Source organism: Massilia sp. Root351 (assembly GCF_001425045.1).
Classification (GTDB): Bacteria; Pseudomonadota; Gammaproteobacteria; order Burkholderiales; family Burkholderiaceae_D; genus Rugamonas.
This window is the reverse complement of the sequence record NZ_LMDJ01000001.1, coordinates 513,593-537,163: the sequence shown is the minus strand read 5'-3', so window position 1 is coordinate 537,163 and position 23,571 is coordinate 513,593. Positions and strand designations below refer to the sequence as shown.

21 protein-coding genes are annotated in these 23,571 nt (G+C 65.8%); 8 read left to right on the top strand and 13 right to left on the bottom strand.

Annotated features, from left to right (window positions below; all coding sequences use genetic code 11):
- Positions 1-33: 33 nt before the first annotated feature.
- Entirely contained in the window at positions 34-1,773 is a 1,740-nt protein-coding gene (locus ASD15_RS02405; protein WP_057153134.1) for a proline--tRNA ligase, read from the bottom strand.
- Positions 1,774-1,976: 203 nt separating this feature from the next.
- Here ASD15_RS02405 and ASD15_RS02400 point away from each other — a divergent pair, with 203 nt between their 5' ends.
- Together ASD15_RS02400 and ASD15_RS02395 are read left to right on the top strand one after the other, a co-directional pair.
- Positions 1,977-2,720 carry an RNA pyrophosphohydrolase gene (locus ASD15_RS02400; RefSeq protein ID WP_229418033.1) on the top strand — a complete coding sequence of 248 codons (744 nt, stop codon included), beginning with the start codon at positions 1,977-1,979 and terminating at the stop codon, positions 2,718-2,720.
- 54 nt (positions 2,721-2,774) lie between these two features.
- The gene (locus tag ASD15_RS02395; protein WP_057153133.1) at positions 2,775-3,206 is read left to right on the top strand and encodes a DUF1841 family protein; all 432 of its coding nucleotides are present in this window, start codon (positions 2,775-2,777) and stop codon (positions 3,204-3,206) included.
- Between the two features lie 46 nt (positions 3,207-3,252).
- Here ASD15_RS02395 and ASD15_RS02390 read toward each other — a convergent pair whose 3' ends face one another.
- Positions 3,253-5,367, bottom strand: coding sequence for a M36 family metallopeptidase (locus ASD15_RS02390; RefSeq protein ID WP_057153132.1), 2,115 nt, complete (start codon positions 5,365-5,367; stop codon positions 3,253-3,255).
- A 209-nt stretch (positions 5,368-5,576) separates the two neighbouring features.
- Here ASD15_RS02390 and ASD15_RS02385 point away from each other — a divergent pair, with 209 nt between their 5' ends.
- Positions 5,577-5,936, top strand: coding sequence for a hypothetical protein (locus tag ASD15_RS02385; protein WP_057153131.1), 360 nt, complete (start codon positions 5,577-5,579; stop codon positions 5,934-5,936).
- A gap of 50 nt (positions 5,937-5,986) precedes the next feature.
- Here the strand turns inward: ASD15_RS02385 and ASD15_RS02380 are convergent, their stop codons facing one another.
- Together ASD15_RS02380 and ASD15_RS02375 are read right to left on the bottom strand one after the other, a co-directional pair.
- The gene (locus tag ASD15_RS02380; protein ID WP_057153130.1) at positions 5,987-6,328 is read right to left on the bottom strand and encodes a cytochrome c; all 342 of its coding nucleotides are present in this window, start codon (positions 6,326-6,328) and stop codon (positions 5,987-5,989) included.
- 11 nt (positions 6,329-6,339) lie between these two features.
- On the bottom strand, positions 6,340-6,678 hold the full coding sequence (locus tag ASD15_RS02375) for a cytochrome c (protein ID WP_057153129.1): 339 nt from the start codon (positions 6,676-6,678) through the stop codon (positions 6,340-6,342).
- Positions 6,679-6,873: 195 nt separating this feature from the next.
- Here ASD15_RS02375 and ASD15_RS02370 point away from each other — a divergent pair, with 195 nt between their 5' ends.
- From ASD15_RS02370 to ASD15_RS02360, 3 genes are read left to right on the top strand one after another with little or no spacing between them, the layout of a single operon-like run.
- Positions 6,874-7,740: a MoxR family ATPase gene (locus tag ASD15_RS02370; protein ID WP_057153128.1), complete on the top strand. Its 867-nt coding sequence runs from the start codon at positions 6,874-6,876 to the stop codon at positions 7,738-7,740.
- Positions 7,740-8,336 carry a GNAT family N-acetyltransferase gene (locus ASD15_RS02365; RefSeq protein ID WP_057153127.1) on the top strand — a complete coding sequence of 199 codons (597 nt, stop codon included), beginning with the start codon at positions 7,740-7,742 and terminating at the stop codon, positions 8,334-8,336. The genes ASD15_RS02370 and ASD15_RS02365 overlap by 1 nt, the downstream gene beginning before the upstream one ends.
- 1 nt (position 8,337) lies before the next feature.
- The gene (locus ASD15_RS02360; protein WP_057153126.1) at positions 8,338-9,507 is read left to right on the top strand and encodes a VWA domain-containing protein; all 1,170 of its coding nucleotides are present in this window, start codon (positions 8,338-8,340) and stop codon (positions 9,505-9,507) included.
- 15 nt (positions 9,508-9,522) lie between these two features.
- Here the strand turns inward: ASD15_RS02360 and ASD15_RS02355 are convergent, their stop codons facing one another.
- The 7 genes from ASD15_RS02355 to ASD15_RS31495 form a co-directional block, all read right to left on the bottom strand.
- Positions 9,523-10,203 (bottom strand): DUF4214 domain-containing protein, encoded by a 681-nt coding sequence (locus tag ASD15_RS02355; protein WP_082551498.1) that lies wholly within the window; start codon positions 10,201-10,203, stop codon positions 9,523-9,525.
- A 73-nt stretch (positions 10,204-10,276) separates the two neighbouring features.
- Positions 10,277-11,002: a two-component system response regulator KdpE gene (kdpE, locus tag ASD15_RS02350; protein ID WP_229418032.1), complete on the bottom strand. Its 726-nt coding sequence runs from the start codon at positions 11,000-11,002 to the stop codon at positions 10,277-10,279.
- Positions 10,999-13,743 carry a two-component system sensor histidine kinase KdpD gene (gene kdpD, locus ASD15_RS02345; protein WP_057153123.1) on the bottom strand — a complete coding sequence of 915 codons (2,745 nt, stop codon included), beginning with the start codon at positions 13,741-13,743 and terminating at the stop codon, positions 10,999-11,001. The genes kdpE and kdpD overlap by 4 nt, the downstream gene beginning before the upstream one ends.
- Before the next feature lie 23 nt (positions 13,744-13,766).
- Positions 13,767-14,351: a potassium-transporting ATPase subunit KdpC gene (gene kdpC / locus ASD15_RS02340; protein ID WP_057153122.1), complete on the bottom strand. Its 585-nt coding sequence runs from the start codon at positions 14,349-14,351 to the stop codon at positions 13,767-13,769.
- Between the two features lie 12 nt (positions 14,352-14,363).
- Entirely contained in the window at positions 14,364-16,448 is a 2,085-nt protein-coding gene (gene kdpB / locus ASD15_RS02335) for a potassium-transporting ATPase subunit KdpB (RefSeq protein ID WP_057153657.1), read from the bottom strand.
- Positions 16,449-16,488: 40 nt separating this feature from the next.
- The gene (gene kdpA, locus ASD15_RS02330; RefSeq protein ID WP_057153121.1) at positions 16,489-18,321 is read right to left on the bottom strand and encodes a potassium-transporting ATPase subunit KdpA; all 1,833 of its coding nucleotides are present in this window, start codon (positions 18,319-18,321) and stop codon (positions 16,489-16,491) included.
- Positions 18,321-18,410 carry a potassium-transporting ATPase subunit F gene (locus ASD15_RS31495; protein ID WP_082551496.1) on the bottom strand — a complete coding sequence of 30 codons (90 nt, stop codon included), beginning with the start codon at positions 18,408-18,410 and terminating at the stop codon, positions 18,321-18,323. The genes kdpA and ASD15_RS31495 overlap by 1 nt, the downstream gene beginning before the upstream one ends.
- Before the next feature lie 253 nt (positions 18,411-18,663).
- Between ASD15_RS31495 and ASD15_RS02325 the strand changes: the two genes are divergently transcribed.
- On the top strand, positions 18,664-19,377 hold the full coding sequence (locus ASD15_RS02325; protein ID WP_057153120.1) for a hypothetical protein: 714 nt from the start codon (positions 18,664-18,666) through the stop codon (positions 19,375-19,377).
- A gap of 12 nt (positions 19,378-19,389) precedes the next feature.
- Here the strand turns inward: ASD15_RS02325 and ASD15_RS02320 are convergent, their stop codons facing one another.
- Both ASD15_RS02320 and ASD15_RS02315 read right to left on the bottom strand, forming a co-directional pair.
- Complete coding sequence (locus ASD15_RS02320) at positions 19,390-20,148, bottom strand: TorF family putative porin (RefSeq protein ID WP_057153119.1); 759 nt, start codon at positions 20,146-20,148, stop codon at positions 19,390-19,392.
- A gap of 269 nt (positions 20,149-20,417) precedes the next feature.
- A complete protein-coding gene (locus ASD15_RS02315) occupies positions 20,418-21,287 on the bottom strand; it encodes a response regulator (protein WP_157200791.1) in 870 nt (289 codons plus the stop codon).
- 276 nt (positions 21,288-21,563) lie between these two features.
- Here ASD15_RS02315 and ASD15_RS02310 point away from each other — a divergent pair, with 276 nt between their 5' ends.
- Entirely contained in the window at positions 21,564-23,561 is a 1,998-nt protein-coding gene (locus ASD15_RS02310; protein ID WP_057153117.1) for a DNA topoisomerase IV subunit B, read from the top strand.
- Positions 23,562-23,571: the final 10 nt, after the last annotated feature.

Here is a 23,571-nt window from a genome sequence, read left to right as displayed (position 1 = left end):
GTTCCGCGCCCTTGCGCTGTTGGCTGATGGTGCTCACTGCTGCACTTTGCCTTTGATGAATTCCACCACCTCGGCCAGCGGCACGGCGGTCGCTTCGGCGTCGCGGCGGCCCTGGTATTCCAGGTTGCCTTCCTTCAGGCCGCGCTCGCCGATCACCACGCGGTGCGGCACGCCGATCAGTTCCCAGTCGGCGAACATGGCGCCCGGGCGCAGACCGCGGTCGTCCACGATGACGTCGATGCCGGCTGCCTGGGCGGCGGCGTACAGCTTGTCGGTCTCTTCCTTGACCAGTTCGCTGCGGTCATAGCCCATCGGGCACAGCACCAGCTCGAACGGGGCCAGCGAGGTCGGCCAGATGATGCCCTTGTCGTCGAAGTTCTGCTCGATGGCGGCGCCCAGGATGCGGGTCACGCCGATGCCGTAGCAGCCCATCTGCAGCGGCGCGGCCTTGCCGTTCTCGTCCAGGAAGGTGGCTTTCATCGATTCCGAGTACGCCGTGCCCAGCTGGAACACGTGGCCCACTTCGATGCCGCGCTCGACCGCCAGCACGCCCTTGCCGTCCGGCGAAGGATCGCCCTCGACCACGTTGCGCAAGTCGGCCACGATGGCGGGCTCGGCCACGTCGCGGCCCCAGTTGGCGCCGGTGTAGTGGAAGTCTTCCTCGTTGGCGCCGGTGATGAAGTCGGCCATGTTGGCCACGCTGCGGTCGGCCACCACGGTGACCGGCGCCTTGGTGCCGATCGGGCCCAGGTAGCCCGGCACGCAGCCGTACACTTCCAGGATTTCCGCTTCGGTGGAGAAGCGGTGGCCGGCCAGGCCCGGCACCTTGGCCACCTTGATTTCGTTCAGCTCATGGTCGCCGCGCAGCAGCAGCATGAAGTATTGCTTGCTGCCGGCCTTGCCGTCCTTGCCTTCCTGCTCGACCGTCAGCGCCAGCGTCTTCAGCGTTTTGCTCAGCTCGGTGCCCAGCAGCTTGGCCACGTCTTCGCACTTGGCTGCCTTCGGCGTGGCGGTTTTCACCAGCTCGGCGCCGGGCGCCGGGCGGGTGCCGGCCGCCAGCGCCTCGGCCGCTTCCATATTGGCCGCGTAGTCCGAGGTCGGGCAGTACACCAGCGCGTCCTCGCCGGTGGAGGCGATCACGTGGAATTCATGCGAACCGGTGCCGCCGATGGCGCCGTTGTCGGCCGCCACCGCGCGGAACTTCAGGCCGAAGCGGGTGAAGATGCGGGTGTAGGCGTCGAACATGACCTGGTACGACTGCTGCATGCCGGCCAGGTCGCGGTCGAAGGAATAGGCATCCTTCATGGTGAACTCGCGGCCGCGCATCAGGCCGAAACGCGGACGGCGCTCGTCGCGGAACTTGGTCTGGATGTGGTAAAAATTCAACGGAAGCTGCTTGTAGGATTTAATTTCCGAGCGAACAACATCGGTGATCACTTCCTCGGAAGTCGGCTGGATGGCGAACTCGCGGCCGTGACGGTCCTTCACGCGCATCAGTTCGGCGCCCATCTTGTCCCAGCGGCCCGTCTCCTGCCACAGCTCGGCCGGCTGCACCAGCGGCATCAGCAGCTCAATGGCGGCGGCATTGTTCATCTCTTCGCGCACGATGGCTTCGACCTTGCGGATCACCTTCAGGCCCATCGGCATATAGGTGTAGATACCGGAGCCCAGGCGCTTGATCATGCCTGCGCGCATCATCAATTTGTGGCTGACGATCTCGGCGTCGGCAGGCGCTTCTTTGAGAGTTGAAATAAAAAATCGGGAGGCACGCATACGGTGAATTCTTTTTAAAAAGAGAGAGTTATAATCAACCTAATTTTAAAGGATTAGCTGGCTGATGCGTCCATACTTTATACAAATGCGTTCATTAGATGGCCCGCCGACGGTTTTCGTACCCCGAAAACCGGGCTGGCGCGCAGGTTTGTGGGCAAAAATATAAGAAGGACGTACTGCAAGCAGAAAGTTTGAGGTGCAACATGCTCGACCGTGAAGGGTTTCGGCCCAACGTCGGCATCATCCTGCTGAACGCCCATAACGAGGTGTGGTGGGGCAAGCGGGTGCGCGAGCACTCATGGCAGTTCCCGCAAGGCGGGATCAAGTACGGCGAAACGCCTGAACAGGCAATGTACAGGGAGCTGGAGGAAGAAATAGGCTTACGGGCGGAACACGTCAAGATTGTCGGCCGCACCCGCGACTGGCTGCGCTACGAGGTGCCCGACCACTTCATCAAGCGCGAAATTCGCGGCCATTACCGTGGCCAGAAGCAGATCTGGTTCCTGCTGCGCATGTGTGCGCGCGACAACGACGTGAACCTGCGCCTGACCGACCATCCCGAGTTCGACGCGTGGCGCTGGCATGAGTACTGGGTGCCGCTGGATGTGGTGATCGAGTTCAAGCGCGACGTCTACCAGCGCGCGCTGCAGGAATTGTCGCGTTTCCTGACGTGGCCGGCGCATGGCAACGGCAACGGTAACCGCCACCACACGTCGCGCTACCTGCGCCAGCCGCATGCTCCCAGGAATGGCGGCGGCAATAGCGGAAATAATGGCAACACTGGCAATGTTGGCAGCAATGCCAGCAAGGCAAGCATCGCCAGCGCTGCCGTGGCGGCCAACGCCGCCAACGCAGCGGCCGCGGTGGGCGCGCCGGAGCTGGTGGGCGGCGATCCCTGCGATTGCGCGGCCGACACGCCCCGCATCGTACTGCCGGGCCAGGACTAGGCAAAAACGGACGCTCGCGCGTCCGTTTTTTTATGCCGGGGTACAATACCGCCCATGTTTAATCCCTCCTCCGACGACGTGCGGCGCTTCTTCTGCGCCGTGTTCCAGAAGCAGCGCGCCAACGACATCCTGACGCCGCTGGAAACCATGGCGGGCGACTGGATCCGCCACCATCCCGAATACGAAGACATCCTGAGCGACGTGGAAGCGGCCCTGGCGCGCGACTACTCCGTCGATACCGGCCAGACCAATCCCTTCCTGCACCTGTCCATGCACTTGTCGATCGACGAGCAGATCTCGATCGACCAGCCACCCGGCATCCGCGCGGCCGCCACGGCGCTGACCCTGAAACTGGACTCGGCGCACGAGGCCCAGCACCAGATCATGGAATGCCTGGGCGAGATGATCTGGAACGCCCAGCGCAGCGGCCAGCCGCTGGACGGGCTGGCCTACATCGAAGCGGTGCAGCGCCGCGCGGCGCGCTGACGCGAAACAACCCGCCGCGGCGGGTTGTTTCTTTGCTACCCCAACATTACCAGCCGGCCGACAGCGTGTACTTGCCGTTGGTCGAACCGGTGCCGCCGCTGTAGCGGATCACCTTGGCGTACAGCACGCCGGACGCCGTGCTGGTCACGGTGTCCACCTGGCCGGTGCCCTTGGTGCTGGAGGTCAGCTTGGTGCCGGCGCTGTTGTACAGTTCCAGATCGTAATCCGAGGCGGCGTTCGGGGTCAGGGTCAGCGTCAGCGTCTTGCCTGCTGGCAAGGTCACCTTGTAGTAATCCACATCCGAGTTGGCGCTGATGGTGCCGTTCACCGTGGTGCCGGCCGTGGCGATCACTTGCGCGGTGGCGGTGGTGTTGTTGCTCTCGGTTTCGGCCACGCTCGGGCCGCTCGGCGTGGACGACAGGATGTTCTGCGCCTCGAACTTGGCCTGGAAGGTGTTGGCATAAGTCAGGTCGGCCGGGTACAGCGTCTTGGCCGCGTTGACGATGGCCGTGGCCATGGCCGGCATCTTGATGTTGCTGCCCAGGCCGAAGTGCGCTTCCAGGATGATCTGGTCGATATTGCCGCGCGGCTTGCCGGCCGCGATCAGCGCCACCATGGACTGGTACAGCGGCGCCGACCACAGTTCGTCGGACGAGAACGAGACGCCGCCTTCGGTCACCGACTGGTGCGCGCCGTAAGTCTTGCTGCTGTTGTACTTGGCATCGGTGCGGTTCAGCATGCGGCCGGCCCAGCAGGCGCCGTGGCCGTCCCAGCTGAAGGCCCATTCCGGGTGGAAGGTCTTGCCGTTGGGAGTGCTGTACGAGTAGGACGCGGCCCAGTAGTCGCCGAAGCCTTCGCCCATGGCGCCGGTGTCGCCGCCGCTCCAGCCGGAGTTGATGTTGCGGTGGATGCCGTGGCCGTACTCGTGCAGGATCACGTCCGCGTCCTCGCTGTCGTTCACGCAGCCGTGGCCGAAGGCCAGGTAGTCGGTGCTGCCGCTATAGCTGTAGTGCGAGTTGTCGTCGCCGTTCAGGCCGTCCGTGTCGACGTCGAACGGACGGTTGATGATGGACTTGGTGCCGGTGAAGCCCAGCGACTGGATGTAGCGCTGGTTCTGGTCCAGATGGAAATAGACGTTGGTGTCGTCAAAGGCGTTGCTGCCGCGCTTGGCCGTCCACACGCCGTTGGTGGTGGTCGACGGCGCGGTGTTGGGCGCTTCGATGTTCTTGATGTTCACGTAGGGGCCGGTCAGCGTGTAGTTGCTGCCCACCACGGTCAGGTCGCGCAGCGATTTGTTCGAGTAGCCGGCGTCGAAGGCGGACGCGGCCGACGTGTCGGTCAGCGCCTCGGTGGCCAGCGCGGTGCGCGGATCGGGATCGAAGGCGTAGCCGGAACCGTTGATGCCGGACGGCGCCAGCGCGGCGACCGGCGCCGAAGCGCGCAGCGAAGTGCGGGCCGCCTGGGTGTCGCTGGCCGCCTTCATGGCGCTGCGGCGGTCCAGCACCGGACCGCCCACTGTGGCGCGCGCCGCCAGCGAGCGCTCGCCCTTGCGCGGGATGGAGGTGGAGTAGGAATCGATGACGCTGCCGTCGTGCGCGTTCAGGTACTGCACGAAACCGCCGGTCGGCATCTGCGCTTCGATGCTGACCTTGCGCGCCAGCTGCACGCCGTCCTTGCTCGGCACCCACACCAGCTCGGTGCGCGGCACGTCCACCAGCGGGTGCTGCACCTTCATGTTGTTCCAGCCCTTGTCCAGCGCCTGCTCTTCCGAGATGTGCGACTGGTTGTACAGCTGGTTGACGGCCTTGGCGTCCACCTCGTCCGAGATGTGGCGGGTTTCGTTGAAGATCTTCTGCAACTGGCCGCCCTTGCCGATCGACACGATGATGACGGCCCGGTCCACCGGCAGGCCGCGCAGCATTTGCTGGTAGTGGTAGTGCTTGCCGGTCAGCGACTCTTGCACTTTCACCAGTTCCAGGTTCTTGAGCGAAGCGGGCAGGCCGAAGCGGGCCGCGTTCTGGCGCAGCGCGTCCTCGGCCGAGCCGGCCTTGGTGTTGGAGAACAAGGTCAGGTTGTCCACCGAGCGGCTGTCCGCGTGGGCGGCGCCGGCGTAGGCGAGGACGATCAGGGATGCGAGGATGGGACGGGCAAAGTGGCGCATGCGGCAACGACTCCTATCAGTTCGGTGGTGTGCAAATAAGGGGGCATATGCTGGTGCATATGGCTGCCAGCCGAGTATAGCCACGCGTTTTGCGCCGTTGTAAAAGCAGGCCTTTTTAGACAGAACGCCGCGCTTTGTTCAATTTGAGACAATTTGGAGGGCGCCCGAACTCGGGCTAAGATGGGCCAACTTTACAAGGAGCGAAGCCCATGCGACGAGTGCTATCCCTGACATTGACCTGCGCGCTGGCCGCCGGCTGCGCCATGCCGGCCGCCCAGGCGCAGCGCACAGCGGCCGCGGCCGCCGCTGCGCCCATCGAGGATGCCGAGCCGGAAGTGACCAGGGAAGTGGCCGCCGCGCTGGCGCGCAGGGGCGCTGGCGCGGGCACGGCGGAAGCGGCGCTGCTGCGCCCCTGCCCGGCCCCGCTGCAACTGGAACTGCTGCGCCGCAGCACCGACGGCGAGGAGCGCAGCTATCTGTACCGCGTGCGCTGCCCCGCCCCGCTGCTGGCCTCCGCCACCTACGGCAAGAACGCCGCCATCAAGCGGCTCACGGTGCAGGCGGAATAAAAAAAGCCACGCGCTGCGTGGCTTTGGCCGATTGATGCTGCAGCGCGGAATCAGCGGTGCGTCACCATATTGCCTGGCAGGCTGTGCAGGTACGCCGCCAGGTCTTTGATGTCCTGGTTGCTCAGCGGCTTGACCTGGCCGGTCATGATGGCGTTGCTGCGGCCGTTCGGCGCGTCGCCGCGCTTGTAGGCGGTCAGCGCGTGCTGCAGGTAATCCTTGTGCTGGCCGGCCAGCTTCGGATACGACGGGTCGATCGGCGAATTGTAGTCCTTGCCGTGGCAGGCGGCGCAGCTGTACTTCTCTGCCAGTGCCTTGCCGGCGTTGATGTTGCCGCCGGCGGTGGCGGCGAAGGAAGCGGAAGCGCAGAACAGGGCGATGATCAGTTTTTTCATGTCGTAAGGCCTCATTTCTGCGCGGTTTTAGCGGTCTGCTGCGAATAGAAGGCAGCGATGTCGGCGATATCCTGGTCCGACAGGCTGACGGCGATGCCCTTCATCGAAGGGTGCTTGCGCTCGCCCTTCTTGTAGCCTTGCAACGCGTTCTCGATGTATTTAGCCGATTGGCCACCAATCATGGGCACCTGAAACACTTCCGGGAAGGTGGCTTTGTAGCCGGGGATGCCGTGGCAACCGATACACATTTCGATCTTGGCTGGAGCCGCCTTGGCGTTTCCAACGATGTCCGCTGCTGCGGCAACGTTGGCGATGCCTGCAAGCACGAGAACTGCGTAGATTTTTTTCATGGTGGATGGCTAGGTTAGCGTCAGTAATGTGATTGATACTGCGTGAAACAGTAGTCGCAAAAGTTGACTTTTACACTACCAGCCAACGATTCTAACCCAATAACAAGTTGCGAGTCCACATCATCCGCCCGCAGTGTGGTATAGCGTTCTGGCATATACTCAGGGGATTCATTTTCCACTAAGAGACGCCATTCTATGCAAGCAAACAAGGGCCAAGGCCAACGCTTCCAGGGTTCCGACAACTACGTCGCCACCAACGACCTGAAACTGGCCGTGAACGCGGCCCTGACGCTGCAGCGCCCGCTGCTCATCAAGGGCGAACCGGGCACCGGCAAGACCATGCTGGCCGAGGAAGTGGCCGCCGCGCTGGACATGCCGCTGATGCAGTGGCACATCAAGTCCACCACCAAGGCCCAGCAGGGCCTGTACGAATACGACGCCGTGTCGCGCCTGCGCGATTCGCAGCTGGGCGACGAGCGCGTGCGCGACATCCACAACTACATCGTCAAGGGCGTGCTGTGGCAGGCGTTCACCGCGCCGGAACCGGTGGTGCTGCTGATCGACGAGATCGACAAGGCCGACATCGAGTTCCCGAACGACCTGCTGCGCGAGCTGGACCGCATGGAATTCTACGTCTACGAGACGCGCGAAATGGTCCAGGCCAAGCACCGCCCGCTGGTCATCATCACTTCCAACAACGAAAAGGAACTGCCGGACGCCTTCCTGCGCCGCTGCTTCTTCCACTACATCAAGTTCCCGGACAAGGACACGATGGAGCAAATCGTCAAGGTGCACTACCCCACCTTGAAGCAGGAATTGCTGGCCACCGCGCTGCAGACCTTCTATGAAGTGCGCGACGTGCCCGGCCTGAAGAAAAAGCCGTCCACTTCCGAGTTCCTGGACTGGCTCAAGCTGCTGCTGGCCGAGGACATCCCGCCCGAAGCGCTGCGCAGCAAGGACGCCAAGGCCGTGGTGCCGCCGCTGCACGGCGCGCTGCTGAAGAACGAGCAGGACGTGCACCTGTTCGAGCGCCTGGTGTTCATGAACCGGACCAACCGCTGATGAACAGCGCCCTGGCCAATTTCGCCTCCGTCACGCTGGAACTGAACGGCGTGCGCCTGGAGCCGCTCGGCCCGCAGCACGCCGCCGGCCTGCTGGCGGCCGCCCACGACGGCGAGCTGTGGAAGCTGCGCATCACCTCCGTGCCGGCGCCGGACCAGGTGGACGGCTACATCGCCACGGCGCTGGAAATGCGCCCGGGCCGCTTCGCCTTCGCCGTCGTCGACAGCGTGACCGGGGAAGTGGTGGGCACCACCAGCTACCACGACATCGTGCCGGCGCTGGACCGCGCCGAAATCGGCTACACCTGGTACGCCCGCAGCCGCCAGCGCAGCTACGTCAACACCAGCTGCAAGCTGATGCTGCTGACACACGCCTTCGAAACGCTGGGCTGCGCCGTGGTCGGCTTCCGCACCGATAACTTCAACCACGCCTCGCAGGCCGCCATCGAGCGCCTGGGCGCGAAAAAGGACGGCGTGCTGCGTCACCACGCGCTGCGCCGCGACGGCACCGTGCGCGACACCGTCATGTACAGCATCGTGCGCGGCGAATGGCCGGAAATCAAGGCGCACCTGCGCTACAAGCTGGATAGAGAGTGACATGCTGATCGATTTTTTCTTCACGCTGAAAGACGCGAAGATCCCCGTCTCCATCAAGGAGTTTTTGACCTTGCTGGAAGCGATGCAGAAGAACGTCATCGACGCCTCGATGGACGATTTCTACTATCTGTCGCGCCTGACCCTGGTGAAGGACGAAGCCCACTACGACAAGTTCGACCGCGCCTTCGCGCAATACTTCAAGGGCATCAACGGCGCCTTTGAAACCAACAGCGCGATTCCGCTCGACTGGCTGATCAAGCGCATGGAGCGCGAGCTGAGCGAGGAGCAGAAGGCCGCGCTGGAAAAATTCGGCTACGACAAGCTGATGGACCGCCTGAACGAGCTGCTCAAAGAGCAGAAGGAACGCCACGAGGGCGGCAGCAAGTGGATAGGCACTGGCGGCACCTCGCCGTTCGGCAACGGCGGCACCAACCCGGAAGGGGTGCGCATCGGCGGCAAGGGCGGCAACCGCACCGCCGTCAAAGTGTGGGAAGCGCGCGCCTACAAGGACTACGACTCCGAACGGGAGCTGGGCACGCGCAACATCAAGGTGGCCCTGCGCCGCCTGCGCAAGTTCGCGCGCGAAGGCCACGAGGACGAACTGGCGCTGGACCAGACCATCCGCGCCACCGCCAACAACGCCGGCTTCCTCGACATCAAGATGCAGCCCGAGCGCAAGAACAACATCAAGGTGCTGATGCTGCTCGACGTGGGCGGCACCATGGACGACCACATCGAACGCACGGAAGAGCTGTTCTCGGCCGCCAAGACCGAGTTCAAGAACATGGAATTCTTCTACTTCCACAACTGCGTGTACGACTACCTGTGGAAGAACAACCGCCGCCGCAACGCCGAACGCTTTCCCACCTGGGACGTGCTGCGCAAATATACGCCGGACACCAAGGTGATCTTCGTCGGCGACGCCACCATGAGCCCCTACGAAATCCTGCAGCCGGGCGGTTCGGTCGAATACAACAACGAGGAGGCCGGCGCCGAATGGCTGGGCCGCTTCACGCACGCCTTCCCCAAATTCATCTGGCTCAATCCGGAACCGGAAGGACTGTGGCAGTACCGCCAGTCGATCGCCGTCATCCGCCAGCTGATGAACAACCGCATGTTCCCGCTCACCATCGAAGGGCTGGAGCGGGCCATGCGCATGCTGAGCAAATAGCGCGCGACGAAGCGCCTAGCCCCAGGGCTGGTAGTCGATACCGTCCTGCATCTTGCCGATCAGCTGGGCGTAGTTTTCCGCGCTCTCGCTGAAGCCGGTCAGCACGTCGGCCACGGTGGCCTGGCCGGTGTTCAGCGCGGTCACCCAGAAATTCAAGCCCTCCTGGTCGGGCGCGCGGTGCAGCACGTTGAAGTAGAAGCGCAGCACGATTTCGGCGTTGCTGGCATTGGCGCCGTAGGTGTCGCGGAACTCGTTCGAGGTGACGAAGTTCTGCGCGATGGCGCGCAGGCTGTAGCCCTGGTCCATATGCGCCATCCAGAAGCCCAGCCCCACTTCGTCCGGTTCGCGGTTGAAAGCGGCCTGGTACAGCCGGTAGGCCTCGCCGCCGTTGCCGTCGATGTCCAGCGCCACCGCCCCGTCCTTGAAGTTCAGGCGCTCCACATTCATCAGCAGGTCCAGGCCCTCATCGCCGACCTCGTCGTTGACCCAGAACTGTCCGCCGTCGGCCAGCACCGAATATTCGCCGCGGTAGCCGTTGTAGAAGGCCTCGTCGAGGCCGGCGCCGCCGTTCAGGTAATCGTCGCCCCGGCCGCCGAACAGGGAGTCGTAGCCGGCGTAGCCGTACAGGTCGTCGTCGCCGGCGGTGCCGTCGATGTTGTCGTCCCAGTCGGTGCCGTGCAGTATGTAACCCATCATGCTCTCCTCGCGCAATCGATGGCTAATCTTAGGCCGCTGTTTTGACGCGCATGAGAAGAATTACAATTTGTTTCTAGCCGGGCAGCTGCAGCCGGTAGCCGACCGCCGTTTCGGTCAGCAGGTATTTCGGCTGGGCAGGATCGTCCTCCAGCTTGTGGCGCAGGTGGCCCATATAAATGCGCAGGTAGTGGCCGTTTTCGCTTTGCGACGGCCCCCATACGGCGCGCAGCAGCTGCGGATTGCTCATCACGCGGCCGGCATTCCCCACCAGCACCGCCAGCAGCCGGTATTCGGTGGGCGTCAGGTGCACGCCCTGGCCGCCCTTGGTGACGCGGCGGTTCTGCAAATCCACCGCCACTTCGCCGAAGCGCACGATGCCCGCCGTGTCGGCTTGCGGCTGCCGCTGGCGGCGCAGGGTGGCGCGCACCCGGGCCAGCAGCTCGCCCACGCCGAAGGGCTTGGTCAGGTAGTCGTCGGCGCCGGCGTCCAGCGCCTTGATCTTGTCGGCCTCGTTGACCCGCGCCGACAGCACGATCACCGGCACCGTGGACCACTTGCGCAAATCGTTCAGGAAGGCCACGCCGTCGCCGTCCGGCAGGCCCAGATCGAGCACCACCAGGTCCGGCTTGCGGGTGCCCGCATCAATCAGGCCGCGCTGCATGGTCGGACATTCGTGCACGTGCCAGCCCTCCTCTTCCAGCGCGGCGCGCACGAAGCGGCGGATTTGCGGTTCGTCTTCCACCAGCAGGGCGACGGGCGGCGTTTCGCCCGGTTTTTCCATCGGTCGGGTATTCATCATTCCATCAATTCTTCAGGCGGTGCAGGCGGCAAGCCGAGCGGCAGCGCGATGACGAAGGCGGCGCCGCCCAGCGGCGACGGAGCGGCATGGATGGCGCCGCCGTGCGCTTCCACGATGGCGCGGCAGATCGCCAGTCCCAGGCCCACGCCCGGCTTGGCCGACTCGCGTTCGCCGCGCGTGAATTTCTCGAACACGGCTTCCTCGCGGCCCGCCGGAAGGCCGGGTCCGTCATCGTACACCATCACATTCATCCAGGCGCCGTGCAGCGCGGCGCTGACGACGATCTGCGAGCCGGGCGGCGTGTACTTGGCGGCGTTCTCCAGCAGGTTGCACAGCACGCGTTCCATCAGCACCGCGTCGTAGCGCAGCAGCGGCAGGCCGTGCGGCAGCCCGGTGCTGACGGCGTGCCGCCTGAGCTGCGGTGCGCTGGCGCGCAAGGCGCTGCCCACCACTTCCTCCAGCGCCTGCCACTCCAGGTTGAACTTCACCTCGCCGCTCTGGATGCGCGCCATGTCCAGCAGGTTGGCGACCAGGGTACTCATGCGCAGCGATTCGGCGTGCAGCGACTGCGCCAGGTCCAGCTGCTGCGGCGCCAGCGGCGGCTTCGAAGCGGCCAGCGATTCGGACAGCCCGACCAGCGACGTGAGCGGCGTGCGCAAGTCATGCGAAAGGGCAGCCAGCAGCGAGTTGCGCAGCCGTTCCGATTCCATGCTGACCAGCGCGGCCTGCGCCACCTCGATGTAGTGCACGCGTTCGAGCGCGATGGCGGCCAGGGCGGCGAAGGTATCGAGCTGCTGCCGCTGTTCGGGGATCAGCATCCAGCGCCGGTTTTCCGGCTCGATGGCCAGCACGCCGCGCGTGCGCATCGGCGCCACCAGCGGCAAGTAGAAGATGCGGCTGGCCGGCAGTGTGTCCGTACCCAGGCCGGCGCTTTCGGCACGGTCGTAAGCCCACTGGGCGATGCCGAGGTCCAGCACCGACAGGTTGACGGCGCCGGCCGCACCGCTTGGCTGCGGCGCGGCCGGCTGCAGGCGGCCGTCGTCGTCCGGCAGCAGCAGCGTGGCCCTGGCGCGGAATGCGGCCCGCACCGCGCTGCGGGTACTGTCGAAAATCTGCTCGGTCTGAAGCACGCCGGACAGCTCGCGCGCGAACTCGTACAGGGCGCGCGAGCGCGCCTCCCGGTGCGAGGCGACACGCGCCTGGAAACGCAGCCCGGCCGTCAGGTGGCCGGTGATCAGGCCCACCGCCAGCATCACGCCGAAGGTGATCACGTACTGGAAATCCGACACGGCGAAACTGAAGCGTGGCGACACGAAAAAGAAGTCGAAGCACAGCACGCTGACGCAGGTGGCCAGCACGGACGGGCCGCGCCCCAGGCGCACCGCCACCAGCACCACCACCAGCAGGAACAGCATGGCGATATTGGCCAGGTCCACATGCGGCAATAGTGGCGCGGTGGCCAGCGCGGTGGCGATACTGGCGGCCGCCGCGCCCAGGTAAGCCAGCCCGCGCCGCTTGCCGGCGGCGCCGGGCGCGTCGTCGCCGTCTGCGGAGCCGGGGGCTGAGGCCGCGCCGGCGCCCGCCGCTGGCACGCTGTCGCGGCTGGCGGCGCCGATCTCGATCAGGTCCACATCCGGCGCCAGGCCGGCCATGCGCTTGATGTGGGCCGCGCGCCAAGGCCAGCCTGGATGGCCGCGTCCCAGCGCGATCCTGGACAGATTGTGGCTGCGCGCATACTCGACCGCCGTCGCGGCAATGTCGCCGCCGGCCAGCACGGCCGTGACTGCACCCAGCTCCTGGGCCAGCTTGAGCGTCCTCAGGATGCGCTCGCGCTCCGCCTCCGGCAGGCGTTGCAAGGCCGGTGTTTCGATGTACACCGCGTGCCACTCGGTGCCGAGCTGGCCGGCCAGCCGGGCGGCGCTGCGTACCACGTGCTCGCAGCCCGGACGCGGGCCCACGCAGCACAACAGCGAAGCGCCGGTCTTCCAGATCGTGCCGATGGATTGTTCGACGCGGTAGGCGCGCACGTCGTCCTCCACGCGGTCGGCGGTGCGGCGCAGCGCCAGCTCGCGCAGCGCAATCAGGTTTCCCTTGCGAAAAAAATTCTTTGACGCGCGCTCGGCCTGCGGCCGCTGGTACACACGGCCGCTTTTCAGGCGCGCCAGCAATTCGTCGGCAGGGATATCGACCAGCACCACCTCGTCGGCCGCGTCGAACACGGTGTCCGGCACGGTTTCGTTGACGCGGATGCCGGTAATGCCGCCCACCACGTCGTTCAGGCTGTCGAGGTGCTGCACGTTGACGGTGGTGAGCACGTCGATGCCGGCATCGAGCAGCTCCTCGACGTCCTGCCAGCGCTTGGGGTGGCGCGAGCCGGGCACGTTGGAGTGCGCCAGCTCGTCCATCAGGATCAGCGCCGGCCGGCGCGCCAGCGCGGCGTCGATGTCGAACTCCTTGAGCACCTTGCCACGATAGGCCACCTCCTTGAGCGGCAACACGTCCAGCCCGTCCAGCAGGATCGCGGTCTCATTGCGGCCGTGGGTTTCCACCACGCCCACCAGCACCTCCTGGCCTGCCGCCTGCAGCTTGCGCGCTGCCGACAGCATGGCGTAGGTCTTGCCGACGCCAGCCGAGGCGCCGAAATAGATGCGCAGCCGGCCGTGCGCAGCCTTGCGCTCCTGCGCCTGGACCTGCGCCAGCAGCGCGTCGGGATCGGGCCGTTGGCCCTCGCTTGGAAACATGGATCTCTACTCTGCAAAACGATTCAGCGAGTATGCGCGGATTTGCCGTCCAGCGCCAGATTCAGCGCCAGCACGTTCACGCGCGGCTCGCCGAAGAAGCCGAACACGCGGCCGCGCATCTGGCGCTCGATCAGCACACGCACCTGCTGGGCGTCGAGGCCGCGCGCGGCGGCAATGCGGTGCACCTGGTACTGGGCGGCGGCCAGGCTGATCTCGGGATCGAGCCCGCTGGCCGAAGCGGTCACCAGGTCCACCGGCACCGGCGCCGTGTTGCCGGGATCGGCTGCCTTGAGCGCCTCGATGCGGCTTTTCACCGCTTCCAGCAGGGCCGGGTTCAGCGGCCCCTGGTTGGCGCCGCCCGAACCGGCGGCATTGTTGGCCATGGGCGCGGTGGCCGACGGGCGGCCCCAGAAGTACTTGGGCGAGGTGAAGGACTGGCCGATCAGTTCCGAGCCGACCGCCTTGCCGTTCACTTCAACGATGCTGCCCGCCGCCTGCGACGGGAAGGCGGCGGCGCCGATGCCGGTGACGGCCAGCGGATACAGCACGCCGCAAATCAGGGTCAGAGTGCCGAAGACCACCAGCGCGGGACGAAGATGGGATGTCATGATGGTTCCTGTTTAAACGAGGTTGAACGCGGCCAGCAGCATGTCGACCAGCTTGATGCCGATGAAAGGCAGGATGATGCCGCCCAGGCCGTACACCAGCAGGTTGCGGCGCAGCAGCGCGGTGGCGCCGATGGCGCGGTACTGCACGCCCTTCAGTGCCAGCGGGATCAGCGCAACGATGATGAGGGCATTGAAGATCACCGCCGACATGATGGCCGAGGAGGGGCTGGCCAGATGCATGATGTCGAGCGCTTTGAGCTGCGGGAAGGTGCCGACAAAGGCCGCCGGAATGATGGCAAAGTACTTGGCGATGTCGTTCGAAATCGAGAAGGTGGTCAGCGAGCCGCGCGTCATCAGCATCTGCTTGCCGATTTCAACAATCTCCAGCAGCTTGGTGGGATTGGAATCCAGGTCCACCATGTTGCCGGCCTCCTTGGCAGCCTGGGTGCCCGAATTCATGGCCACCGCCACGTCGGCCTGGGCCAGCGCGGGAGCGTCGTTGGTGCCGTCGCCGGTCATGGCCACCAGGCGGCCTTCGGACTGGTAGCTGCGGATCAGCTTGAGCTTGTCCTCCGGCGTGGCTTCGGCCAGGAAGTCGTCCACGCCCGCTTCCGCTGCTATGGCGGCGGCGGTCAGCCTGTTATCGCCGGTGATCATCACCGTCTTGATGCCCATGCGGCGCAGTGCGGCGAAGCGCTCCTTGATGCCGCCCTTGACGATGTCCTTCAGTTCCACCACGCCCATTACGCGGCCGCCGTCGGCCACCACCAGCGGCGTGCTGCCCCTGCGCGACACGTCCTCCACCGCGCGCGCCACCTCGTCCGGGTATGGCAGGCCCAGCGACTCGACGTATCTCTTCACCGAATCGGCCGCGCCCTTGCGCACGTCCCGGCCCGGCAAATCCACGCCGCTCATGCGGGTCTGCGCGGTGAAGGGCACGAACACCGCCTGCAGCGACGCCATGTCGCGTTCGCGGATGTTGAACTTCTGCTTGGCCAGCACCACGATGCTGCGGCCTTCCGGCGTTTCATCGGCCAGCGAAGCCAGTTGCGCCACGTCGGCCAGCTGCTGCTCGCTCACGCCGGGCGCCGGCACGAAGGCCGACGCCTGGCGGTTGCCCAGCGTGATGGTGCCGGTTTTGTCCAGCATCAGCACGTCCACGTCGCCCGCCGCCTCCACCGCGCGGCCGGAGGTGGCGATCACGTTGGCCTGCATCATGCGGCTCATGCCGGCCACGCCGATGGCCGACAGCAGGCCGCCGATGGTGGTCGGGATCAGGCACACCAGCAGCGCGATCAGCACCGTGATGGTGATCGGCGTGCCGCTGCCGGCGGCGGCAACCGAGAACAGCGAGAACGGCAGCAGCGTGACCGTCACCACCAGGAATACGATGGTCAGCGCCACCAGCAGGATGGTCAGGGCGATCTCGTTCGGGGTCTTCTGGCGTTTGGCGCCTTCCACCATGGAGATCATGCGGTCCAAAAAGGTTTCGCCCGGATTGGCGCTGACCTTCACCACCAGCCAGTCCGACAGCACGCGGGTGCCGCCGGTGACGGCCGAGAAGTCGCCGCCCGATTCGCGGATCACGGGAGCCGATTCGCCGGTGATGGCGCTTTCGTCCACCGAAGCCACGCCTTCGATCACCTCGCCGTCGATCGGGATCACGTCGCCCGCCTCGACCAGGATGAAGTTACCCTTGCGCAGGTCCGGTCCGTCGCAAGGCAGCCAGGTGGTGCCGTGGCGCGGCGAAGCCAGCTTCTTGGCCGTCACGCTCTTTTTCAGGCTGCGCAGCGAAGCCGCCTGCGCCTTGCTGCGGCCCTCGGCCATGGCTTCGGCGAAATTCGCGAACAGCACGGTAAACCACAGCCACACGGTGGTGGCCAGGATAAAGCCAGGAGCGGTCTCGCCCTGGCCGAACAGCGCCTGCAGATACAGCAGCGTGGTGATGATGCTGCCGACGTAGACCACGAACATGACCGGGCTGCGCAACTGGGTGCGCGGGCTCAGCTTGCGCAACGAATCGGCGATGGCCGGCAGCAGCAATTCGGAATCGAACATTTTCAGGCGCCGGGCCGGCGCCGCTGCGTGCTGCGTCATGTCCTTGGCGGATGGATTAGCTTGCGACATGCAGTGCTCCTTATTTGTTAAATAGCTGCAGGTGTTCGACCACCGGGCCGAGCGCCAGCGCAGGCACGTAGTTCAGCACACCGACCAGCGCCACCACGCCCACCAGCAGGCCGACGAACATGGCGCCGTGGGTCGGCATGGTGCCGGCGTTCGCCTCCAGGCGCTGCTTGCCGGCCAGCGAACCGGCGATGGCCAGGATGGGTACGATCACGGCGAAGCGGCCGAACCACATGGCAATGGCCAGCATGGTGTTGTAGAACGGCGTATTGGCGGACAGGCCGGCAAACGCGCTGCCGTTGTTATTGGCGGCAGAAGTGAATGCGTACAGGATTTCCGAGAAGCCGTGCGCGCCGGGATTGGCGATGCCGGCCTTGCCGGCGTCCGTCATCACGGCGACGGCGGTGCCGCCCAGCACCAGGAGGGGCGTGACCAGGATGGCGATCGAGGCCATCTTCATTTCATAGGCCTGGATCTTCTTGCCCAGGTATTCCGGCGTACGGCCTATCATCAGGCCGGCGATGAACACCGCCATGATGGCGAACACCAGCATGCCGTACAGGCCGGAGCCCACGCCGCCAAAAATCACTTCGCCGAACTGCATCAGCAGCATGGGCACCATGCCGCCGATCGGCGTGAACGAGTCATGCATGGCGTTCACCGCGCCGCAGGAGGCGGCCGTGGTCACGGCCGCGAACAGGGCCGAGGCGCTGATGCCGAAGCGGGTTTCCTTGCCTTCCATATTGCCGCCCGACTGCAGCGCGCTCATGCCCTGGTCCACACCCAATGCCTGCAGCGCGGGATGTGCCTGCTGCTCGGCCACCAGCACCACCGACGCGCAGGCGACGAACAGCACGGTCATCGCGCCCAGCACGGCCCAGCCCTGGCGGCGGTCGCCCACCATGCGGCCGAAGGCGAAGCACAAGCCGGCCGGGATGATGAAGATGGCCAGCATCTGCATGAAATTGGTGAGCGCCGTCGGGTTCTCGTACGGGTGGGCCGAGTTGGCGTTGAAGAAGCCCCCGCCATTGGTGCCCAGCATCTTGATCGCTTCCTGCGAGGCGACCGGGCCCATGGCGATGGTTTGGGTGGCGGCCGTCATTGCCTCGATGGCCGGCTGGCCCAGCGCGTCCGGCACGGGCTGGCCGTCGGCGCCGGTTGTCGGCACGCTGTAGCTGACCTGGTCCAGCAGCGCCACTTGCTTGTAGGCCGAGAAATTCTGGATCACTCCCTGGCCCATCAGGAACACGGCCAGCAGCAGCGACAGCGGCAGCAGCACGTACAGCGTCGAGCGCGTGGCGTCGACCCAGAAATTACCGATCGACCTGGCCGAGCGCGCGCTGAAGCCGCGTATCAGCGCATAGGCCACGGCCATGCCGGTGGCGGCCGAGAAGAAGTTCTGGCAGGTCAGCGCCAGCATCTGCACCAGGTAGCTCATGGTCTGTTCGCCGCTGTAGCCTTGCCAATTGGTGTTGGCCACGAAGCTGACAGCGGTGTTGAAGGACGAATCCGGGCTGACATTGCCCAGCCCTTGCGGATTGAGCGGCAGCCAGGCTTGCACCCGCTGCAGGCCGTACACCACCAGCGCGCCCAGGCCGTTAAAGATCAGCAGGGCGATGGCATAGCTTTCCCAGCCCATGCCGCGCTGTTCCGCCTTGAGCGGCACGCCGGCCGCGCGGTACAGCAGCTGCTCAACGCGCAGCAGCCAGCCGAAGCCGGGCAGCGCGCCCCCTGCGCCATCGCCGACGCGGGCCAGCAGAATGCCAAGCGGCCAGGCCAGTGCCAGCAGCACGCCAAGGAAGGCCGCCAGCAGCATGAAGGACTCCATCGAGGATTGCATCGTCATCACAGGTCCTCCGCTTTCAGCAAGGCTGCCACCAGATAGACCAGCAGGCCCGCCGCCGCCGCCGCACCGAGTACATAGAAGCCAGTCATTTCCGCTCTCCCAGCACGCCGCAGCCGGCGGCCAAGCCGCAGCTCGCGGCCAGAAGGACGACTATTGCGCCGATAAACACCACATCCATTTGAAGCCCTCGCAGGTCTTGTTTTGATGTTTCCAGCTTATCGGCAGGGGTCTAAAATCGGTGTAAAGACTGGCGGGGCGGGTGTAAACAAGCCGTAAAAATTGCCTGTGATGACGGACATCGCCGCCGCGCCGCCCTATGCTGACGCCGTTCCAGGAGTCCCCATGCAAAAAATCCGATCCGCTTGGCGCAACGCCCTGCTCTTGTCCCTGTGCGCGCCAGCCGCGCAGGCCGGCCGTCCCATGGCAGCGGACGACGCCGCCATCCTCGATCCGCGCCAATGCCAGCTGGAGACGTGGACGCAACACAGCCGCGCGCAGGACGAGTACTGGGCGGTCCCGGCGTGTAACTTCGGTGGTGGATGGGAGTTGGCGGCGGGCGCCGGACGCACGCGCGACCTGCAGGATAGCGCCGCCATGTCACTGGCGCTGCTGCAGGCGAAAACGATGCTGCGCGCCCCGCAGGACGATGGCTGGGGACTGGGCCTGGTGCTGGCCGACCAGTTCCGCGCCGGATCTGGCGGGCGCGGCGACCTGTCGCTGAACTTGCCGCTCAGTGTGGAACTGGCGGGCCAGCGCGCCATGCTGCACGCGAACCTGGGCTGGCTGCGCCAGCGCGGCCGGCAGGACCAGCCCAGCCCAGGCGTGCAGCGCAGCTGGGCGCTGGGGCTGGAGCTGGCGGCCGGCGAACGCGCCGCCCTCACGCTGGAGGCCTACGGACGGCAGCGCGCCGGCAGCTATGTGCAGCTGGGCGCGCGCTACAGCCTGGTCCCCGGCCGGGCCGATATCGACATCGGCTACGGCGACCGCGCCGGACGCCGCGGCGCCGAGCGCTATCTCGCCATTGGCCTGACGCTGGCGGCTTCGCTGGGCGACTGAGTCGCGTGCAGCCTAGAACACTTTGCTGACGGTCAGCACCAGCGCGGTCTTGCCCAGGAACTTGCCATTGGCGGGCGAGGCGTAGGCGGCTTTTCCGGCGTTGGTGCCGACCACGGCCAGCGCGCCGGTGACCACGCCGAAGTCCTTGGTGGCGCCGATTTTCCAGTCGGTGTAGTCGGCCTGGCCGGCATTTTTCACCTTCTGGTGGCCGGCGTGCAGGTTGACGGTGTAGCCGCCGCCCGCCTCGAGATTGACGCCTGCGTCCAGGTAGCCGCTGTTCTTGCTGTCGACAAAGCCGAACAGATTGGTCACCGCGTGCGAATACTTGACATAGGCCGGACCGTAGCCCAGCTGGCCGTAGACTTCGGTGGTGTCGGCGTTGGCGAAGCCGGCCACGCGTTTCAGCCCGTTGGACGGATAAACATAGGTCAGCACGCCGACGTCGTAGGACACGTCCGCGCCCAGCACGCCGCGCTTGCCTGCGTACAGGTCCAGCTCCACGCTGCCGTCGCCGCCGGCGTCGCCTGTCCACTTGATGCTGGAGCCCCAGGCGCCGGCGTAGAAGCCGCTCGGGGCATGCACATAGTCAGCGCCGCCTTGCAGCGCGGGCTGCAGCCGGGTCTGGGAAATGCCCCGGTAGCGATAGTCCGACGTGGCGGCCGCATTGTAGACCAGGCCGCGGTCCGGCGCCTGTTCTCCGGCGTGCGCCGGCACGGCCAGCATAGCGGAAAGTACGGCCGCGATGGCGGCGGGAAGCAGCGATTTCTTCATGGTGCAATCTTTCTCAGGTGGGTGGATTGGTCAGGCGGCGAACACGTCGCGGTACAAGCCGGGCATGCCATCGGCCGCCTTGTCCTTGTGGACGACGGTGCAAGCCAGGGCAGCCGACGTCACGCGCAAGCCCGGATCGGATGCGGGCCGAGTGCAAGCGGGCGATCAGCTGGTGCTGTCTGGCCCGGTCCGCCTGTCCGGCAGCTTATCGGCCGGCCCGTAAAAACGGCCTAAAAAGAGGTGTGGCGGGCGTATACGCGGCGTATAGATCAGGCCAGGCGCATCAGCTTCATGAGCACCGCGCGCAGCGTGGGGTCGGAGACGGGTTTGTCGAGCAGGCCGGCGGCGCCTGCGGCGCGGGCGCGCGCGCTGTCATAGGGATAGCCGCGCGACACCGTGAAGATGACGTCCGGGGCGCGCACCGCCACGCCGCCGGCCACCCCGCCCTGCGCGCGCAGCGCGGCGCACAGCGCGTAGGGATCGATCCCGGCCAGCGACGTATTGACCAGCACCACCGCCACCGGCGCCAGCATCTGCGGCGCGTCCGCGCAGGCGGCCAGCGCCGACGGCTCGTCCGACGCCCACAGGGTCGCTACATCCCAGGGCTTGAGCAGTTTGCCGATGTGCTGGCTGAAGCGCGCGTTGCGGTCCACCACCAGCACGGCGCCGCGCCTGTCTTCGGCCGGGCTGCGCTGGACAGCGTAGTCGGAGGGATCGGTCAGGTCCAGGTCCAGCCGCGCGCGGGTGCGCCGCTCGGCCGGCGGCGGCCGGCCGGTGCCGGCCAGCCTGGCCAGCGCGTCGGCGCGGCGTTCCACCAGGCGCGCCAGCTCGGCGTGCAGGCTGTCGTCGTCGCACGGCAGCGGCAGCGACGGATAGGCCGGCGCCAATGCAGGCGCCGCGGCGCCCAGCAGCAGCGCCGGGCGCACGTCGCCCGGGCTGAGCGTGGCCAGCGCGGCCAGCGCCTTCAGGTCCGCGCCGTTGACCAGCAACAGGTCCGGCTCTTGCAAACTGTCGGCCGACACGCAAAAATACGCCGGCCCGCCCGGTGGCGTGCGGCCGAGCGCCGCCGCCAGGGCATCGGCCTGCGCCCCGGCAAAGCCGATCAGGCGCACTGCGAACGGAAAGGTGTCTGCATTCATGGACGCGGCGTGCTTCAACGAGGTCAAACGTGGTGAACCGTGGTGATATTGACAGCGCTTTTCCCCATTTAACCACAACTGCCCGCCATTTCCAGCGCCGTGAATCCCGCCGTTGCCGCCGGTTGCGGATAGAATGCGCAAGCAAGCGCGCCTGCCGGCGTTGCGCAGAAAGCACTTCCGGAGCGAAATAACTGTATATAATCACAGCATTTTGCATCGCACTGAGCAGATGAGCTGCCGCACCAATAAGAACCGCACAACCTAGCTTGATCACGTATGGCCACTAAAAAACCAGTTTCCGACTATAGCGAATCATCCATCCGCGTCCTCAAGGGCCTGGAGCCCGTCAAGCAGCGTCCGGGCATGTACACCCGCACGGAGAACCCGCTGCACATCATCCAGGAGGTGATCGACAATGCCTCCGACGAGGCATTGGGCGGCCATTGCAAAAATATCATCGTCACGCAGAATGCCGACGGCAGCATCACGGTGGAAGACGACGGCCGGGGCATCCCGGTCGGCCTGCACCCGGAAGAGAACGTGCCGACGGTGGAAATCGTCTTCACCCGCCTGCACGCGGGCGGCAAGTTCGACAAGGGCTCGGGCGGCGCCTACGCCTTCTCGGGCGGCCTGCACGGCGTGGGCGTATCGGTCACCAACGCGCTGTCCAAGCGCCTGGAGATCTCCGTCTGGCGCAAGGACGACAAGGGCAACGGCTACCACCACCTGGTGTTCGAGCACGGCGAAGTGGTGGAACCGCTGAACTCCATGCCGGCGCCGAAGGACGGCAAGAAGTCCGGCACGCGCGTGACCGCCTGGCCGGACGCCAAGTACTTCGATTCCTCGCTGATCTCGCAGGTTGAGCTGCAGCGCCTGCTGCGCTCCAAGGCCGTGCTGCTGCCGGGCGTGACCGTCACGCTGAACAATGCCAAGACCGGCGACTCGCAGACCTGGAAATACGACGAAGGCCTGCGCGGCTACCTGACCGAAGCGCTGGCGCAGGCGTCCGACGGCGAAACCCTGATCCCGCTGTTCGAGGGCGCGCAGTTCGCCGGCCCGGACGCAGAAGGCTTTGCCGAGGGCGAAGGCGCGGCCTGGGTGGTGGCCTGGACCGAATCGGGCGCCGTGGTGCGCGAATCCTACGTCAACCTGATTCCCACGCCGAACGGCGGCACCCACGAATCGGGCCTGCGCGACGGCCTGTTCGGCGCGGTGAAGAATTTCGCCGAGATGCACTCGCTGCTGCCCAAAGGCGTGAAGCTGCTGCCGGAAGACGTGTTCGCGCGCGTTTCCTTCGTGCTGTCGGCGAAAGTGCTGGACCCGCAGTTCCAGGGCCAGATCAAGGAGCGCCTGAACTCGCGCGACGCGGTGCGCCTGGTGTCCACCTTTGCCAAGCCGCCGCTGGAGCTGTGGCTGAACCAGCACATCGACTACGGCAAGAAACTGGCCGAGCTGGTGATCAAGCAGGCGCAGTCGCGCCTGCGCTCGCTGCAGAAAGTGGAAAAGAAAAAATCGTCCGGCGTGGCCGTTTTGCCGGGCAAGCTGACCGACTGCGAATCGACCGACGTGACCCGCACCGAGATCTTCCTGGTCGAGGGCGATTCGGCGGGCGGCTCGGCCAAGATGGGCCGCGACAAGGAATTCCAGGCCATCCTGCCGCTGCGCGGCAAGGTGCTCAACTCTTGGGAAACCGACAAGGACCGCCTGTTCGCCAACAACGAGATCCACGACATCTCGGTGGCCATCGGCGTCGATCCGCACGCCAACGGCGACTCGCCCGACCTGTCCGGCCTGCGCTACGGCAAAATCTGCATCCTCTCCGATGCGGACGTGGACGGCTCCCACATCCAGGTGCTGCTGCTCACGCTGTTCTTCCGCCACTTCCCGGCGCTGATCCAGAAGGGCCATATCTGCATCGCCCGTCCGCCGCTGTACCGCGTGGACGCGCCGGCGCGCGGCAAGAAGCCGATCCAGAAGCTGTATGCGCTGGACGACGGCGAGCTGGTGGCCATCGAGGACAAGCTGCGCAAGGACGGCCTGAAGGACGGCAGCTGGTCGATCTCCCGCTTCAAGGGCCTGGGCGAGATGAACGCCGAGCAGCTGTGGGAAACCACCATGAACCCGGACACGCGCCGCCTGCTGCCGGTGAAAGTGGGCCGCCCCGGCCACACCAGCTCCTCCGCGCGCTTCAACATGCTGATGGGTAAAGGCGAAGCCGCCGCCCGCCGCGCATGGATCGAGGAACACGGCAACGAAGTCGAAGCCGACATTTAATACAGCACAC

Excerpts from the sequence above, each read along its gene's own strand:
- ASD15_RS02405 (WP_057153134.1), bottom strand. The coding sequence starts at position 1,773 with ATGCGTGCCTCCCGATTTTTTATTTCAACTCTCAAAGAAGCGCCTGCC.
- ASD15_RS02400 (WP_229418033.1), top strand. The coding sequence starts at position 1,977 with ATGCTCGACCGTGAAGGGTTTCGGCCCAACGTCGGCATCATCCTGCTG.
- ASD15_RS02395 (WP_057153133.1), top strand. The coding sequence starts at position 2,775 with ATGTTTAATCCCTCCTCCGACGACGTGCGGCGCTTCTTCTGCGCCGTG.
- ASD15_RS02390 (WP_057153132.1), bottom strand. The coding sequence starts at position 5,367 with ATGCGCCACTTTGCCCGTCCCATCCTCGCATCCCTGATCGTCCTCGCC.
- ASD15_RS02385 (WP_057153131.1), top strand. The coding sequence starts at position 5,577 with ATGCGACGAGTGCTATCCCTGACATTGACCTGCGCGCTGGCCGCCGGC.
- ASD15_RS02380 (WP_057153130.1), bottom strand. The coding sequence starts at position 6,328 with ATGAAAAAACTGATCATCGCCCTGTTCTGCGCTTCCGCTTCCTTCGCC.
- ASD15_RS02375 (WP_057153129.1), bottom strand. The coding sequence starts at position 6,678 with ATGAAAAAAATCTACGCAGTTCTCGTGCTTGCAGGCATCGCCAACGTT.
- ASD15_RS02370 (WP_057153128.1), top strand. The coding sequence starts at position 6,874 with ATGCAAGCAAACAAGGGCCAAGGCCAACGCTTCCAGGGTTCCGACAAC.
- ASD15_RS02365 (WP_057153127.1), top strand. The coding sequence starts at position 7,740 with ATGAACAGCGCCCTGGCCAATTTCGCCTCCGTCACGCTGGAACTGAAC.
- ASD15_RS02360 (WP_057153126.1), top strand. The coding sequence starts at position 8,338 with ATGCTGATCGATTTTTTCTTCACGCTGAAAGACGCGAAGATCCCCGTC.
- ASD15_RS02355 (WP_082551498.1), bottom strand. The coding sequence starts at position 10,203 with ATGATGGGTTACATACTGCACGGCACCGACTGGGACGACAACATCGAC.
- kdpE (WP_229418032.1), bottom strand. The coding sequence starts at position 11,002 with ATGATGAATACCCGACCGATGGAAAAACCGGGCGAAACGCCGCCCGTC.
- kdpD (WP_057153123.1), bottom strand. The coding sequence starts at position 13,743 with ATGTTTCCAAGCGAGGGCCAACGGCCCGATCCCGACGCGCTGCTGGCG.
- kdpC (WP_057153122.1), bottom strand. The coding sequence starts at position 14,351 with ATGACATCCCATCTTCGTCCCGCGCTGGTGGTCTTCGGCACTCTGACC.
- kdpB (WP_057153657.1), bottom strand. The coding sequence starts at position 16,448 with ATGACGCAGCACGCAGCGGCGCCGGCCCGGCGCCTGAAAATGTTCGAT.
- kdpA (WP_057153121.1), bottom strand. The coding sequence starts at position 18,321 with ATGACGATGCAATCCTCGATGGAGTCCTTCATGCTGCTGGCGGCCTTC.
- ASD15_RS31495 (WP_082551496.1), bottom strand. The coding sequence starts at position 18,410 with ATGACTGGCTTCTATGTACTCGGTGCGGCGGCGGCGGCGGGCCTGCTG.
- ASD15_RS02325 (WP_057153120.1), top strand. The coding sequence starts at position 18,664 with ATGCAAAAAATCCGATCCGCTTGGCGCAACGCCCTGCTCTTGTCCCTG.
- ASD15_RS02320 (WP_057153119.1), bottom strand. The coding sequence starts at position 20,148 with ATGAAGAAATCGCTGCTTCCCGCCGCCATCGCGGCCGTACTTTCCGCT.
- ASD15_RS02315 (WP_157200791.1), bottom strand. The coding sequence starts at position 21,287 with ATGAATGCAGACACCTTTCCGTTCGCAGTGCGCCTGATCGGCTTTGCC.
- ASD15_RS02310 (WP_057153117.1), top strand. The coding sequence starts at position 21,564 with ATGGCCACTAAAAAACCAGTTTCCGACTATAGCGAATCATCCATCCGC.